Genomic DNA, 15,623 nt, shown 5'->3' on the forward strand with positions numbered 1-15,623 from the left:
GGTATTGCGTGAACGGACGGCTGGGGACCAATGCTGCTGACGGAAGAACAGATCCTGATCCGCGACACCGCCCGCGCCTTCGCGCAGGAGCAGGTGCTGCCGCACGTACGCGCATGGGAGACGGCAGGGGAAATCCCGCGCGGCCTCCTCGCCGAGATGGGCCGGCTGGGCTTCATGGGCATGTGTGTGCCGACGGAATGGGGCGGGGCGGGAGCGGGCATGGTCTCCTACGTGCTGGCGCTGGAGGAGATCGCGGCGGCCGACGGCGGTCTTTCCACGGTGATGAGCGTCAACAATTCGCCCGATTGCGCGGCGTTGCTCGCCTATGGGTCGCCCGAGCAGAAGGAGAAGTGGCTGAAGCCCATCGCGCGCGGCGAGATGCTGGGCGCCTTCTGCCTCACCGAGCCGCAGGCGGGCTCGGACGCCTCCAATTTGCGGACTCGCGCCGAGCGTCGCGGCAACGGCTGGGTGTTGAACGGGGTGAAACAGTTCATCACTTCTGGCCGCACCGCCGACGTGGGGCTGGTCTTCGCGGTCACCGATCCGGCCAACACCAAGCGCGGCATCTCCTGCTTCATCGTGCCCACCCGCACGCCGGGCTATCGCGTCGCATCGGTCGAGAAGAAGCTCGGCCAGAAATCGTCCGACACCTGCCAGATCGCGTTCGAGAACTGCGAAGTGGGCGCCGATGCGATGCTGGGAGCGGAAGGCGAGGGTTATCGCATCGCGCTCGCCAATCTCGAGGTCGGCCGCATCGGCATCGCGGCGCAGGCGGTCGGCATGGCGCGGGCCTCGTTCGAGCTTGCGCGTGCCTATGCCGGCGAGCGCGAGGCGTTCGGCACCAGGATCGTGAACCATCAGGCTGTGCAGTTCCGCCTCGCCGACATGGCGACCAAGGTCACGGTCGCCCGCCAGATGGTGCTGCATGCAGCGTCCCTGCGCGAAGCCGGCCGTCCCTGCCTCACCGAAGCCGCAATGGCCAAGCTCTATGCATCGGAGATGGCGGAGGCGGTCTGCTCGGCCGCGATCCAGATCCACGGCGGCTATGGCTATGTCTCCGACTATCTGGTCGAGAAGATCTGGCGCGATGTCCGGGTCTGCCAGATCTACGAAGGCACCAGTGATGTGCAGCGGATGCTCATCGGGCGCGGCTTGGCGGCCATCTGATTGCGCACGGCTTGTGCATTTATCGGTCGCATGCAAAGCTCAGTCCAGGTGAAATAAACGGCAACGGGGTTGGTTGGGAAGGAGAGACGCCGCGGATGATGGGCCGTGCGCATTAATCTTCGGGCAATTGGTTGGACAACGATCGCCGCCGTCATGACGGCAGCGACACTGGCCTGGGCCGACGATGGGAAGCCCGTCGCACCCGGCGGCCGCACGTTGCAGATGCAGACGGCGTTCAATCCCAACCTGCCGGGGGCGGGCGAGGGGGTGCGGGTCTTCGCCCGCACTTTGAAGCACATCTCCGGCGGCGCCCTCGGCATCAAGATCATCGAGCCAGGCCGCGTGGCCCCGACGAAGGACATGCTCGACGCGATCGTGAGCGGCGACCTCGAGGCCGCCTTCACCTGGTCGGGCTATGCCGCCGCCAAGGCGCCGGTGCTGGCGCTGTTCGCCACCGTGCCGTTCGGACCGGGGCCGGAGGAGATGACGACCTGGATCCTGGAAGGCGACGGCGGCCGGCTGCATCACTACGCCTATGACAAGCTGGGTGTGGCCGGCATCCCCTGCGGCATGCAGGGTCCAAAGGGCGGCGGCTGGTTTCGCGGCGACCTCGACACCGCGCAGGACTTCAAGGGGGAGCGTCTGCGCTATGGCCACATCGCCGCATCGGTGATCGAGCGCATGGGGGCGACGGTGGTTCCGGTTCCGGCTGGGGACTTCTTCTATCAGCTCCAGCAGGGCCACGTGGACGGCGGCGAGATGTCGACGCCCGCCATGGATGCAGCGCTCGGCTTCGACAAGCTCGGCTTGCCCTACTACCTGCCGGGCTGGCAGCAGCCCTCCGCGGTGCTCGACTTCCTGATGCGCAAGGACAAGTGGGATGCGCTGCCCAAGGCCGAGCGCGCCCAGATCGAGACTTCATGCCGGGCCAACATCACCTGGATGCTGAGCCGCTCCGCCCACACCCAGGCGCTGGCGCTGGAGAAGCTGCGCGCGTCGGGCGTGACCATCAAGCAATGGTCGCCGGAACTGCTCGACGCCTTCCGCAGGAACACCGAGGCCGTGCTGAAGGAGAAAGCCGCCGCCGATCCCGAGTTCGCGGCCGCCTGGGAGAACCAGAAGAAGTTCGTCGCGCGCGGCGCCGACTGGCGCAACCTGTCGCGCCTGCCATAGCCGCTGGCGCGGGCGGCCTTGCACCGGACGTTGCGTCCGGGCAGGTTGGCTTTTGCCATGACCGTCCTTTCGTCCGGGGTCGATCCCCGTTCCGACAGCTTCAAACGCAATGCCGATGCGATGGGAGCGCTCGTCGCCGACCTCAGGAGCCGCACGGGGAAGGTGCAACTGGGCGGCGGCGAGGCCTCGCGCAAGCGTCATGTGGCCCGCGGCAAGCTCCTGCCGCGCGAGCGGGTGCGGGCGCTGCTCGATCCGGGCTCGCCATTTCTCGAACTGTCGCCGCTTGCCGCCCTGGACATGTACGGCAACGAGGCGCCGGGCGCGGGCGTCATCACCGGCATCGGCCGGGTGAGCGGCGTCGAGTGCGTGATCGTCTGCAACGACGCCACGGTGAAGGGCGGCACCTACTATCCGATGACGGTGAAGAAGCACCTGCGGGCGCAGGAAGTGGCGATGGAGAACCGCCTGCCGTGCCTCTACCTCGTCGATTCGGGCGGCGCCAACCTGCCGCAATGGCCGGAAGTGTTTCCCGACAAGTCGCACTTCGGCCGGATCTTCTACAACCAGGCCAACATGTCGGCGCAGGGCATTCCGCAGATCGCCATCGTCATGGGCTCCTGCACCGCCGGCGGCGCGTACGTGCCGGCGATGAGCGACGACACCATCATCGTACGCAGGCAGGGCACGATCTTTCTCGCCGGGCCGCCGCTCGTGAAGGCGGCGATCGGCGAGATCGTGAGCGCGGAGGATCTGGGCGGCGCCGATGTTCATGCCCGCACCTCCGGCGTCGCCGATCACTATGCCCACAACGACAGCCATGCGCTCGGCATGGCGCGGCGCATCGTGGCCAACCTCAACTGGAAGAAGCAGCCCTCGGTCGCGCTGCTGCCGCCGGTCGAGCCGCGCTTCGCCGCCGAGGAGCTCTACGGCGTGGTGCCGCCCGACGGGCGCACGCCGTTCGACATGCGCGAGGTGATCGCGCGCCTGGTCGACGGCAGCGAGCTCGACGAGTTCAAGCATCTGTACGGGACAACCATCGTCACCGGGTTCGCCCGCATCTGGGGCTATCCCGTGGGCATCGTCGCCAACAACGGCATCCTGTTCAACGAATCGGCGCTGAAGGCCGCGCATTTCATCGAGCTCTGCGGCCAGCGCGGCATTCCGCTGCTCTTCCTGCAGAACATCACCGGCTTCATGGTCGGCCGCAAGTACGAGGCCGGCGGCATCGCCCGCGACGGCGCCAAGATGGTGACCGCCGTCTCGACCGTGGCGGTGCCGAAGTTCACGGTGATCGTGGGCGGCAGCTACGGCGCCGGCAACTACGGCATGTGTGGCCGCGCCTACAGCCCGCGCTTCCTCTGGATGTGGCCGTCGGCGCGCATCTCGGTGATGGGCGGCGAGCAGGCGGCGAGCGTGCTGGCCACCGTGCGGCGCGACAACATCGAGGCCAAGGGCGGCCAGTGGTCGAAGGACGAGGAGGAGGCCTTCAAGAAGCCGATCCGCGAGCAGTACGACCGCGAGGGCCATCCCTACTACGCGACAGCACGGCTGTGGGACGACGGCATCCTCGATCCGGTCGACACACGCATGGCGCTGGCGCTCGGCCTGTCCGCGGCGATGAACCAGCCGATCGGGCCGAGCAAATTCGGCGTCTTCCGGATGTGACCGGCCAATGGGCGCCTCCATTCACACGGCCGTCGAAGACGGCATCGCCATCCTGACGCTGAAGCGCGACAAGGAGATGAATTCCCTCGATGCCGCCACGGCACGGGCGGTTTGCGACGCGATCGCGGCGTTCGCGTCCGATCCGGCGGTGCGGGTGCTGGTGCTGGCCGGCGAGGGACCGGCCTTCTCGGCCGGCGGCGACTTCAACTGGGTGCTGCAATGGCCAGGCCTCGCGGAGAGCGAGCGGCGGATCGGCGCCGAGGCGATGATGGGCGCGGTCCAGGCCGTCTACGACTTCCCCAAGCCGTCGATCGCGCGCGTCCACGGCGCGGCGGTGGGCGGCGGCATCGGCCTGATGCTGGCCTGCGACTATGCGATCGTCGCTTCGACCGCGCGGTTCGGTCTCACCTCGGCGCGCAACGGGCTGCTGGCTGCGATCGCGATCCCGGTGCTGATCGAGGCGGTGGGGCCGCGCGTGGCGCGCCAGCTCCTGATCCATGGCGGCACCTTCGACGCGGTCGAGGCCGAGCGTCTCGGTCTGGTCGATCGCGTGGTGGAGCCCGAGGCGCTCGAGGCCGTGAACACATTGGCGCGGGAGCTGAAGCTCGGCGCGCCTTCGGTGCAGGCCCTGGTCAAGAAGCTCGTGCCGGCGATCGACGCATTGCCGCACGACTCCCGGTCGGCGGCGGTGCTCAGCCGGCATGTCGCCGAGCAGTGCGTCACGGCGGAAGCACTCGAAGGCATGCAAGCGTTCCTGGACAAGCGCAAGCCGAGGTGGGCCGTCTGATGTTCTCCAAGATCCTGATCGCCAATCGCGGCGAGATCGCGTGCCGCGTCATCAAGACGGCGCGCCGCCTCGGCATCAAGACGGTGGCGGTCTTCTCCGATGCCGACGCCGATGCGCGGCATGTCGCCATGGCGGACGAGGCTGTCCATATCGGGCCGTCGCCGGCGCGCGAAAGCTATCTCGTGGCCAACCGGATCATCGACGCCGCAAAGCGCACCGGCGCGCAGGCAATCCATCCCGGCTACGGCTTCCTGTCGGAGAATGCGGCCTTTGCCGAGGCCTGCGCCGAGGCGGGCATCGTCTTCATCGGTCCGCCGCCCGCCGCGGTTCGGGCCATGGGCTCCAAGAGCGAAGCCAAGAAGATCATGGAGAAGGCGGGCGTGCCGCTGGTGCCGGGCTACCACGGCGACGACCAGGCGCCGGAGCTCCTGGCGAGGGAAGCGGCGCGCATCGGCTTCCCGGTGCTGATCAAGGCCTCGGCCGGCGGCGGCGGCAAGGGCATGCGCGTGGTCGAGGGCGCGGGCAAGTTCGCCGACGCGCTGGCCGGCGCCAAGCGCGAAGCCAAGGCGTCGTTCGCCGGCGACCATGTGCTGATCGAGAAGTATCTCACGCGGCCCCGCCATATCGAGATCCAGGTCTTCGCCGACACGCACGGCAACTGCCTCTATCTCTTCGAGCGCGACTGCTCGATCCAACGGCGGCACCAGAAGGTGATCGAGGAGGCGCCAGCGCCCGATATGGAGCCGGCGCGCCGCAAGGCGATGGGCGAGGCTGCCGTCGCGGCGGCGAAGGCGATCGGCTATGTCGGCGCGGGCACGGTCGAGTTCATCGCCGACCAGGACGGCACCTTCTACTTCATGGAGATGAACACCCGCCTGCAGGTCGAGCATCCCGTGACCGAGGCCATCACCGGGCAGGATCTCGTCGAGTGGCAGCTCCTCGTCGCGGCCGGCGGGAAGATGCCGCGCACGCAGGATCAGCTCCGCATCGATGGCCATGCAGTCGAGGTGCGACTCTATGCCGAGGATCCGGCGCGCAACTTCCTGCCCTCGACCGGCACGCTCGTCCATCTGCGTCTGCCGCCTGAAGGCCCGCACGTGCGCGTCGATACGGGCGTGCGCGAGGGCGATACGGTGACGCCGTTCTACGATCCCATGATCGCCAAGGTGATCGTGCACGACCGCGACCGGACCTCGGCGCTTCGCCGCATGGCGGCGCTGATGGGCGAGACCGAGGTCGTGGGCGTGACCACCAACGCGGCGCTCCTGAAGACGCTCTGCGCCCATCCGGCATTCGTGGGCGGCGAAGTCGATACCGGCTTCATCGAGCGCCATCGCGAGGAACTGTTCGCGAAGACCGCACCGGCCAGCGATCGCACCTTTGCCATCGCGACGCTCGCGCGTCTCGCCGAGTGGCGTGAGGAGGCGCCGCCCTCCGCCGGCGATCCCTACTCGCCGTGGAGTGCCCAGAACGGCTTTCGCTTGCTCGGCGAGGGCTACGACGAGGTGCGCTGGAAGGACGGCGAGCGAGAAGTGACCGTGAGGGCGCATCGCCGTCGCGACGGCGGCATCGGCCTCGAATTGCCGGATGGCACGATGGAGGCGCGGGTGCGGCGGGCGGAGGATGGGCGGCTCGCGATCTGGCTCGCGGGCGAGACCTTCACCGCCGCCGTGGTGCGGCGGCGGGCCAACGATGGCGGCATCGACTACACGCTGTTCGCCGACGGCGGCCTGCGCCGTCTGCGCCTGGTCGATCCGCTCGACGTCACTCAGTACGAGGCAGCCGGCGTCGCCGAGGGCTCGGTGCGCTCGCCGCTGCCGGGCAAGATCATCGACTTGCGCGTGAAGGCCGGCGATACGGTGAGCAAGGGCCAGCCGCTCCTCGTGCTCGAAGCCATGAAGATGGAGCACACGCTTTCCGCACCCGCCGACGGCAAGGTCAAGGCCGTCCGTTACGCAATCGGCGAGCAGGTCGCCGAGGGGGCCGAGCTGGTCGAATTCGAGGCCGACTGAGCCCATCGGCGCGCGCCACTAACAAGAAGCAAGCGCAGGCCCCCATCAGTGTCGTGTCATCCCGAGCACGGCTGGGGATCTTTCGCAGCACCGACAGTGGCTCTTATGGACCGCCAGCCTCCGGCTCGCATTCATGAGCGCGCAGGATGCCGCGGTCTCGAAGATTGGCACGGGAATGGCGCGCGCCGATGACGTGTCAACGGCTCTTGCGGGCGAACAGGTCGAAGGTCAGCGACCGCAGCCAACAGTGGCCTTCGTCGCGGTGATAGCGTTCGTGCCAGTACTGCGCGATCTCGATGCGTGGCAGGCTGATCGGGCAGTCGAAGGCGACGAGGCCGAGCGGGCCGGCAAGGCGCCGGACGAGGTTGGCTGGCAGGGTGGCGACGCCGTCGGTCTCCGCCGCGACGATGGCGGCGGCGACGAAGCTCGGCACCCGCAGCAGAACGTTGGCGGACGGCACTTCGCCGGCGAGCGCGATCTGCTCGGCGCGATGCGCGGCGTGGCCGGTCTCCGAGGCCGTCACGAGAATGTGCGGCTCGGCCAGGAAGCCGCCGCGTGTCCGCATCCTCGCCAGGCGCTTGTGGGATTTGCGTGCGACGCTCAGATAACCGTCGAAGTAGAGCCTCTGACGCCGCAGGTGCCGGGCCGCGCCGGGGAAGGCGCCGAGCGCCAGGTCGGCGTCGCCGGCCTGCAATCTGGCCTCGAGCTGGTGCGCCTGCAGCGGCACCGCGCGGATGCCGATGCCGGGCGCGATGGCCGCGATCCGGCCGACGACCGGCGGCAGGAAGTGGATCATGCCGACGTCGGTCAGCAGCAGGCCGAACAGGCGCTCCGACCGCGCCGGATCGAAAGTGGCCACTCCACGATGCAGGTTGTCGGCCGCCGCCAGCAGCGCCTGCAGCCGCGGGGCGAGCTCCAGCATGCGACTGGTCGGCTGCATGGCCGGGCCCTCGCGAACGAACAGGGGATCGGAGAACCGCTCGCGCAGGCGCCGCAGCACCTTGCTGGCCGCAGGCTGGGTCGTGCCGACGAGCTCGGCCGTGCGGGTGAGGCTGCGCTCGTGCAGCAGCGTCGCGAGGAGGTGCAGCTCGGTCAGATCGAAATCGGTATATGCCATAGTAGACATGTCGATCATTCCCAGTGGATCATGGCGGAAGTGACGCCCCGGGCATACCCTCCTGTCAAATGCCGGAAGGCCGGCCGAGGAGGAAGCCATGGGCAAGTTCATCGTCGAGCCGCATTTCCGTCTCCAGGAGTGGGTCGCCGAGGAGAAGGGCTATTTCCGCACCGAGGGTCTCGACTACGAGTTCCGTGAGCTGATCCGCTCCACCGGCGGCCAGCATCACAACAAGGGTGCGCAGGGCGCGTTCCAGAGCATCGAAAAGGGCCGCGAGGCCGATGTGAGCTGCGCCTGTCACTGGACGGTGAACGTGGCGGCCTCCAACGGTCACGCCAGGCTCTATGCCGATGCCTATTCGGTGGCGCCGGCGGGGATCTTCGTGCCCGCCGACTCGTCGATCCGGTCGCCGGCCGACCTCGCCGACGTGCCGATCTCGGTCGGCTTCCAGTCGGGCAGCCACTATTCGACCATCCAGGCGCTGGAGCAGTACCTCGACCGCCGGCAGATCGCGCTGACTTTCGAGGACGGCATGCTGTTCCGCCGCCTCGAGCAGTTGCTCGACGGAGGGAGCCGGGCGGCGGCGTTGTTCAGTGGCCCGTACTATCTCGCCGAGCAGCTCGGCTACCGCAAGGTGATCGACACCACCTTCATGATCGCGGCCATGATCAACGGCTCACCCGATCCCGAGGATGTGCGGCGCTATTTCCGCGCGCTGAAGCGCGCGCAGCGCGACATCGACCTGCGGCCGGAGCGCTACACGCACTACTACGTCAAGGAGTTTCCCGAGCGCTATCACGCGCTCATGGATACGCGGCGCTGGGGGCCGGGCGAACGGATCGTGTTCGAAACCTACACCAAAGAGGTCTACGAGGAGTCCTTCGAGTGGATCGCCCGGCACGAGATCTTCGCCGAGGGCCGCATGGGCTCCGGCGACTACGACAAGGCGACGGTGTCGTTCGCCTCGGCACAGTAGCGAAAGATCCCTCACTGTCGTTCGGGACGACACGTTCCTTGTTGCGGAAGATCGTGTCATCCCGAGGCGAGGGCGGGGGATCTTTCCAGCCGCTCGCTACTGCAGGAACTTGAGATACTGGCCGACGAAGTCGCAGCCGACATCCTTCGAATAGGCGTCGATCAGCTTCTTCGTGATCGTGCCCGGCGTCTTGCCGTCGCCTACCGGCGCGCCGTTGAAGCTCTTGACGGGCAGGATGCAGAGGCTGGTCGAGGTGAGGAACATCTCGTCGGCGTTGGCGGCGTCGAACAGGTCGATGTCGCCCTGCGTGCAGGCGATGCCGAGCCGCTTCGCCATGTCCATCGTCATCTGGCGCGAGACGCCCGGCAGGACATAGCGCTCCGACGGCGTCAGGAGCTGGCCCTCGCGCACGATGAAGATGTTGGAGCCCAGCCCCTCGGCGAGATTGCCGTGCTCGTCGAGCAGGATCGCCCAGGCGTCGGCGTTCAGCGCCTTCACCGGCTTCTCGGCCATGATCATGTTGAGGTAGTTGTGTGTCTTGGCGCGCGGCGAGAGCATCGAGGGCGCGGTGCGCCGCACCGTCGTCGTGATGACCTCGGCGCCGTCGCGATAGAGCCGGGCGCGCCGGGCCAGCGGCAGCGGCAGGACCTCGATCACGACATTGGGGCCCGTGTGCTCCCAGCCTTCGTCTCCCACCGCATCGACGCCGCGGCTGACCCGCTGGCCGACCCACCAGTCGCCGATCGCTGGCCGCAGATGCTCGTTCCTGGCCACGACCTCCTCGCTGTGCGTCACCATCTCCCTGGGCGACAGGCCAGGATCGATCTGCAGGTAGCGCAGCGAACGGTAGAAGCGGTCGATGTGCTCCTTCAACCGGAAGGGACGACCCTCGAAGGTGCGGGTCATGTCGAACGCACCGTCGCCGTATTTCCAGCTCCGGTCGCGGAACGGAATCATCACCTGGCCTTCCGGCATGAACACGCCGTTGAACCAGGCGATGCGTTGGTTGCTGAGCTGCTGTGCCATGACCGCCTCCTCGGGGCCGAACGCTAGCACGCCGCGCGCGGACGTCGATATGCGTCTGTCGGCTGGCTCGCCTGCGCGCGCAGGTGGCCGAGCAGCCACTGCGCATGGGCGGGCAGGGCGCGGGCGTCCTTCACGCACAGACGCAGACGACGCAGCGCCCAGGGATCGGTGAGAGGCACGATACGAATCGACATCGAGCGGCGGCAGCGAACGGCGGCCGCCTTGGGGACGACCGCGATGCCGATGCCGCCTTCGACCAGCCGGCACACGGCGTCGAAGCCGGGAAGACGCACGCGCAGCCTGAGCCGGCTGCCGGCGCGCGCCGCGTGGCCGTCGATGTGGTCCTGCAGGGCGGCACCCTCCGGCAGGCCGACATAGTCGTGGGCCAGCGTATCGGCGAAGGCAATGCGACGGCGGCGGGCCAGCGGATGCCTCGTCGGCGCCACGAGGACGAGCCGGTCCTCGGCGAAGGGGAAGGTCTCGAGCTCCGAGGCCGGGTCGACGGCGTCGGCGACGATGCCGATATCGGCGGCGCCGCGGGCGATGCTGCGCACGATCTCCGGGCTCGACCGTTCCTCGATCGCGAGATCGACGGTCGGATGGGCCGACAGGAAGGGTCCGAGCAGCGCCGGCAGGAATTCCTGCAGCGCCGCGGTGTTGGACAGCAGCCGGACGCGGCCGCGCAGGCCCTTGGCGAAGGCACCGAGCTCGCCGCGCATCAGCTCCAGTTGCCGAGTCACGATGCGGGCGTGATGGACGAGCGCGACGCCGGCCGGCGTTGGGTTGACGCCGCGCCGCTTGCGCTCGAACAGGGGGGCGCCCAGCACCTGCTCCATGTCGCGGATCCGTTCGCTCGCGGACGCCAGCGCGAGGCCGCTGCGCGCCGCGCCGTGGGTGATGCTTGCCGCCTCGGCCACGTTCAGGACCAGGCGCAGGTCGGTCAGGTCGAATCGCATGCGCGGTAGCTACGCTACGCCGATCGTCTGCCTTCGGCCAGACCGAAGGCAGATCTCGCACCTTCCGCATTGTGCCGCGCGCGAGCAGAAGCGACGGTCCGCGCCCATGACGGCGGGTGTCTGGTTTCTCTTCGGCTCGATCTTCCTGCTGGCCGGCCTGGTCAAGGGCGTGATCGGCATGGGGCTGCCGACGGTGGCCATGGGTCTGCTGGCGCTGGCCCTGCCGCCGGCCGAGGCGGCGGCGATCGTCGTCGTGCCGTCGCTGGCGACGAACGTCTGGCAACTCGCGGCAGGGCCGCGCTTCGCCATCCTTGCGCGGCGGCTCTGGCCGATGATGCTGGCGGTGACCGTGGGCACGATCGCGGGAGCGGGCGTCATCGCCGGCGATGCATCGGGGCTGGCGGAAGCTTGTCTCGGCGCGGCGCTGGCGCTCTATGCCGCGGTCGGGCTGTCCGGCGTCAAGCTCGCTGTGGCGTGCGGGCGGGAGGCGTGGCTCGGGCCTGTGGTCGGCGCAACGACCGGTCTCGTCACCGGAGCGACCGGCGTTTTCGTGATCCCGGCGGTGCCCTATCTCCAGGCGATCGGGCTGGAGAGGGACGAGCTGATCCAGGCGCTGGGCCTCTCCTTCACCGTTTCGACGATCGCGCTCGCTCTTGGCCTGCTGCGCGTGGACGCCTGGCAGACCCACTCGATCGGCCTCTCGGCGCTGGCGCTCGTTCCGGCGCTCGCCGGCATGCAGTTGGGCCGGGCGCTGCGGCGGCGCATCGCTCCGGCGCGGTTTCGCACTGTGTTCTTCGCCGGCCTGCTGCTGCTCGGCCTGTATCTCGCGCTCCGGGGATTGGCGTAGAATGACGCCAACCCGGAGTGAGAACGATGAGTTACCCCAAGCAGGTGCGGCTGGTCGAGGTCGGTCCGCGCGACGGCCTGCAGAACGAGGCCAAGCCCGTGTCGGTCGAGGCGAAGGTGGCGCTGATCGACGCGCTGTCGGCGGCCGGCCACACCGCGGTCGAGGCGGGGAGCTTCGTGTCGCCCAAATGGGTGCCGCAGATGGCCGACACTGACCGGGTGATGGCGGAGATCGAGCGCAAGCCCGGCGTCAGCTATCCGGTGCTGGTGCCCAACAAGCAGGGCATGAACGGCGCGGTCGAGGCGCGCTGTGCGGAGATCGCGGTCTTCACCGCCGCCTCCGAGGCCTTCTGCCGCAAGAACACCAACTGCTCGATCGACGAGAGCTTCGAACGCTTCGCGCCGGTGATGGAAGCCGCGCAAAGGCACGGCATGAAGGTGCGCGGATACGTCTCGACCGTCATCGCCTGCCCTTATGACGGCAAGGTGTCGCCCGCCGAGGTCGCCGAGGTCTCCGAGCGGCTGTTCCGGATGGGCTGCTACGAGGTGTCGCTCGGCGACACGATCGGCGTCGGCACGCCCGCAGAGTGCGTCGCCATGGTCGAGGCGGTGGCGCAGAAGGTGCCGCGGGAGAAGCTGGCGGCGCATTTCCACGACACCTACGGCCAGTCGCTGGCCAACATCATGGCGGTGATGGAACGCGGCATCGCCGTGTTCGACACTGCCGTCGCAGGGCTCGGCGGATGCCCCTACGCCAGGGGCGCGTCGGGCAATGTCGGTACCGAGGACGTGATCTATCTCCTCAACGGGCTCGGCATCGCGCACGGCGTCGATCTCGAGACGGTCGCGAAAGCCGGCCGCGCCATCTGCGCCGAGCTCGGCCGCGAACCCGCCTCCAAGGTCGCGCAGGCCCTGAAAGCGAAGGCGGCGGTCTAGCTTAGCTAGCCGAGCAACGTGCCCGCGCCGGGGCGCTTTGGCCCTGACACCGTATGAGCTCAACTGGAGTTGCGCGCCCCGATGAGCGTTCGGAGGAGCGCGCCACGAACGAGAAACAAGATCAGGCGCCGACCAGTGTCGTGTCATCCCGAGCGAAGCAAGGGATCGTTTATCGATGCAGCCAAAGATTCCTCGCTGCGCTCGGGATGACACAGCCTGTTGCGATCTTGGGCACCCGTTTCAATTCCGAAGGGTCGACGCTGCCAGTGACCAACTCCAGTGGCGCAATCTTCGGATGAGGTGGCCCAAGACGAGCGGCTGCACGAACGTTCAAGACCGCCCGACTTGCCGGTGCCACATCGGCAGCCATGGAGAGTCTACCCGGCTTCCTGGTGGCGGCGCTTGCACTCGCCGGCAGTCCCGGCCCGGCGACGCTCAGCCTCGCCGCGGCCGGCGCCGCCTTCGGAGCGCGCCGGGCGGCAGGCTATCTCGTCGGGGTCGTGCTGGGCATGGTGGCGGTGATGATCGTCACCGCAGCGGGCCTCGTCGGGTTGCTCCTGGCCGTGCCGGGCGCGACACTCCTCGTCACGGCCGCGGCAGCGGCTTACTTCCTCTGGCTTGCCTGGCACATTGCGGTCGCCCCGCCCTTGACCGACACGGGCAGCGAGCGGCGGCCACCGCACTTCGCCGGCGGGTTCGGCCTGTCGCTGATCAATCCCAAGGGCTATGCGGCGATGGCGGCGCTGCTCTCGGGCTTCGTGCTGGTGCGCGAGCGATTCGAGCTCGATGTCATGCTCAAGATCGCCGTGCTCACGTCTCTGATCGCGGCGGTGAACGTGGCGTGGCTGCTGGCCGGAGCCCTTTTGACGCGCTCCTTCCGCGATGCGCGCACCAATCGGATCGTCAACGTCGCCTTCGCTGTCGCCTTGCTGGCATCCGTGGCGCTGGCGCTGCTGGCGTAGCTCACGGTCGGCGCAGGACCTGCACGGTGACGGCGCTCGAGCGCCCCGCCTGGTCGACCACGGCGATGCGCGCCTGACCGCTGCCGTCGGGAGTCCAGGTCGCACCGTCGAGCGGCCGGCCGTCGATCAGCCAGCGCAGTCGGCCATCGCCGCCGTGAGCCGAAAGCGAGACCGCCTCGTGCACGTGCAGCTCGAGGCGGGCGCCGGCTGGCGGATAGGCGATGCGCGGGCCGCCGGCCATGTCGGCGGTCGGCCCCAGCCTCTGTAGGCGCGGCGGCAGGTCGTGCCAGCTCGCGACGCGCAGGACATCGTCCGGCGGAGGAATTGCGCGATTGTCCTCCGCGGGCAGGCGATCGAAGGCCTTGAGCACGATCGGCAGAGCGGCGAGGCGTCCGATCTGCCCCGGACGTGTCGTGCCGTCGGCGTGTCCCACCCAGACCACCACCGTCCAGTTGGCCGTGAAGCCCACCGCCCAGGCGTCGCGGAAGCCGGCCGAGGTGCCGGTCTTGTAGGCGATGCGCCGCTCGCGCAAGGCCACGGGCAGCGAGGCGAAGCCGTCGGGCAACGGCGCGTCGACGAGGATGTCGGCGACGTACCAGGCCGCCGCCGGGCCGAGCAGGCGGACCGGCGCGGCAGGCGGTGCGTCGCGCCGCACACGAGGTGGCGCGAACAGGCCGCCATTCGCCAGTCCGGAATAGAGGCCGGCCATTTCCAATGGCGATATCGCGAGGCTGCCCAACGCCATGCCGAGCGAATCGCCGGGATCGCCGCGCGGCAGAATCGGATTCGCGCCGGCCGCGCGCAGGGTGGCGAGGAAACGCTCGGGTCCGACGCGCTCGAGCGCCAGCACGGCCGGCACGTTCAGCGACTGCTGCAACGCCCGGCGCACCGTCACGGCGCCCATGTGGCCGTGATCGAAATTGCGCGGCTGCCAGGCCTTGAAGCGCACCGGCACGTCCTCGATCAGCGATTCGGGATGCAGCCGGCGATCGTCGAAGGCGAGGGCATAGATCAGGGGCTTCAGTGCCGACCCGGGCGAGCGATGGGCGCGCACCAGATCGACCTGGCCGGCGCGACCGAAGTAGTTGGCCCCGCTCACCCAGGCGACCACGCCGCCGGTGCGATTGTCGACGGCGACCAGTGCGATGTCGGCGTCGTCGGGCGTCTGATGACGCTCCTCGCGCACCAGCCGGGCGAAGGTCTCCTGCAGGTCGAAGCGCAGGGTGGTGGGAACGACCGTGCCGGGCGACGAGGCGGCGAGCCGCGCCGCGAGATGCGGCGCGGCCATCGGCAGGGCGAGCCGGCGATCTGGTACCGCCTCGCTTTCGGCGCGCTCGAAGGAGGCGCGATCGATCGCACCATGTTCGAGTCCACGTACCAGAACCCGGTTACGGCCGAGATGCGCGGAATTGGGGGCGCGATCGGGCCGGCGCCGCTCGGGCGATTGCGGGAGCGCCACCAGCAGCGCCGCCTGCGCCGCGATGAGCTGCCGCGGCTCCTTGCCGAAATAGGCGAACGAGGCGGCGCGCACGCCTTCGAGGTTGCCGCCCATCGGCGCCAGCGTGAGATAGATCGCCAGGATCTCGCGCTTGGAATAGCGCCATTCGAGTTGCAGGGCGCGCGCCGACTGGATCGCCTTGGCGAGCAGGCTGCGCCGGCGCGGCTCGAGGAGCCGTGCGGCCTGCATCGACAGCGTCGAGGCGCCCGAGACGATATGTCCGCGCCCGATCCACTGTCCGGCGGCGCGGACCATCGCTATCGGGTCGACGCCCCAATGCTCGTCGAAGCGGCGATCCTCGTAGGCCTTGAGCAGCGCGAGATAGACCGGATCGACGTCGTCGACGGTGGTCCTGAGCCGCCACTTGCCGTCCGCCGTGAGAAAGGCGCGCAGCAGGCGCCCGTTGGCATCGACGATTTCGGTCGATCGCATGCGATAGCGCGAGAGATCGGGCGGGAACAGCCGGTCGAGGACAAGCGCCGACGTCGCCGTGAGCGCCATG

General features: G+C 68.8%; 13 protein-coding genes. 9 read left to right on the forward strand and 4 right to left on the reverse strand.

The features are described from left to right. Window positions 1-30 precede the first annotated feature (30 nt). The 5 genes from OJF58_RS21600 (at window position 31) to OJF58_RS21620 (ending at window position 6,804) form a co-directional block, all read left to right on the forward strand. Complete coding sequence (locus OJF58_RS21600) at window positions 31-1,167, forward strand: acyl-CoA dehydrogenase family protein (protein WP_300779826.1); 1,137 nt, start codon at window positions 31-33, stop codon at window positions 1,165-1,167. A gap of 153 nt (window positions 1,168-1,320) precedes the next feature. Beyond that, window positions 1,321-2,340 (forward strand): TRAP transporter substrate-binding protein DctP, encoded by a 1,020-nt coding sequence (gene dctP, locus OJF58_RS21605; RefSeq protein ID WP_300779827.1) that lies wholly within the window; start codon window positions 1,321-1,323, stop codon window positions 2,338-2,340. A 57-nt stretch (window positions 2,341-2,397) separates the two neighbouring features. Continuing rightward, the gene (locus OJF58_RS21610) at window positions 2,398-4,005 is read left to right on the forward strand and encodes a carboxyl transferase domain-containing protein (protein WP_300779828.1); all 1,608 of its coding nucleotides are present in this window, start codon (window positions 2,398-2,400) and stop codon (window positions 4,003-4,005) included. A gap of 7 nt (window positions 4,006-4,012) precedes the next feature. Then, complete coding sequence (locus OJF58_RS21615; RefSeq protein WP_300779829.1) at window positions 4,013-4,792, forward strand: enoyl-CoA hydratase-related protein; 780 nt, start codon at window positions 4,013-4,015, stop codon at window positions 4,790-4,792. Beyond that, window positions 4,792-6,804 (forward strand): acetyl/propionyl/methylcrotonyl-CoA carboxylase subunit alpha, encoded by a 2,013-nt coding sequence (locus tag OJF58_RS21620; protein ID WP_300779831.1) that lies wholly within the window; start codon window positions 4,792-4,794, stop codon window positions 6,802-6,804. Before OJF58_RS21615 ends, OJF58_RS21620 begins: the two co-directional genes overlap by 1 nt. A 196-nt stretch (window positions 6,805-7,000) precedes the next feature. Here OJF58_RS21620 and OJF58_RS21625 read toward each other — a convergent pair whose 3' ends face one another. After that, window positions 7,001-7,930 (reverse strand): LysR family transcriptional regulator, encoded by a 930-nt coding sequence (locus tag OJF58_RS21625; RefSeq protein ID WP_300779832.1) that lies wholly within the window; start codon window positions 7,928-7,930, stop codon window positions 7,001-7,003. Window positions 7,931-8,018: 88 nt separating this feature from the next. Here OJF58_RS21625 and OJF58_RS21630 point away from each other — a divergent pair, with 88 nt between their 5' ends. Continuing rightward, window positions 8,019-8,897 (forward strand): hypothetical protein, encoded by an 879-nt coding sequence (locus tag OJF58_RS21630; protein WP_300779833.1) that lies wholly within the window; start codon window positions 8,019-8,021, stop codon window positions 8,895-8,897. A gap of 96 nt (window positions 8,898-8,993) precedes the next feature. Here OJF58_RS21630 and OJF58_RS21635 read toward each other — a convergent pair whose 3' ends face one another. Together OJF58_RS21635 and OJF58_RS21640 are read right to left on the reverse strand one after the other, a co-directional pair. Continuing rightward, complete coding sequence (locus OJF58_RS21635; RefSeq protein ID WP_300779834.1) at window positions 8,994-9,923, reverse strand: aminotransferase class IV; 930 nt, start codon at window positions 9,921-9,923, stop codon at window positions 8,994-8,996. A gap of 23 nt (window positions 9,924-9,946) precedes the next feature. After that, window positions 9,947-10,879, reverse strand: coding sequence for a LysR family transcriptional regulator (locus tag OJF58_RS21640; RefSeq protein ID WP_300779835.1), 933 nt, complete (start codon window positions 10,877-10,879; stop codon window positions 9,947-9,949). 106 nt (window positions 10,880-10,985) lie between these two features. Between OJF58_RS21640 and OJF58_RS21645 the strand changes: the two genes are divergently transcribed. From OJF58_RS21645 to OJF58_RS21655, 3 genes are all read left to right on the forward strand, one after another. Continuing rightward, entirely contained in the window at window positions 10,986-11,726 is a 741-nt protein-coding gene (locus OJF58_RS21645; RefSeq protein ID WP_300779836.1) for a sulfite exporter TauE/SafE family protein, read from the forward strand. Between the two features lie 26 nt (window positions 11,727-11,752). Next, window positions 11,753-12,661, forward strand: a complete 909-nt coding sequence (locus OJF58_RS21650; RefSeq protein ID WP_300779837.1) for a hydroxymethylglutaryl-CoA lyase — start codon at window positions 11,753-11,755, stop codon at window positions 12,659-12,661. Window positions 12,662-13,029: 368 nt separating this feature from the next. Next, window positions 13,030-13,623: a LysE family transporter gene (locus OJF58_RS21655; RefSeq protein ID WP_300779838.1), complete on the forward strand. Its 594-nt coding sequence runs from the start codon at window positions 13,030-13,032 to the stop codon at window positions 13,621-13,623. A 1-nt stretch (window position 13,624) separates the two neighbouring features. Here the strand turns inward: OJF58_RS21655 and pbpC are convergent, their stop codons facing one another. Further along, the gene (gene pbpC, locus OJF58_RS21660) at window positions 13,625-15,622 is read right to left on the reverse strand and encodes a penicillin-binding protein 1C (protein ID WP_300779839.1); all 1,998 of its coding nucleotides are present in this window, start codon (window positions 15,620-15,622) and stop codon (window positions 13,625-13,627) included. Between the last annotated feature and the right edge of the window lies 1 nt (window position 15,623).

The sequence above is a fragment of the Enhydrobacter sp. genome (genome assembly GCF_030246845.1).
In the GTDB taxonomy this organism is placed as follows: domain Bacteria; phylum Pseudomonadota; class Alphaproteobacteria; order Reyranellales; family Reyranellaceae; genus Reyranella.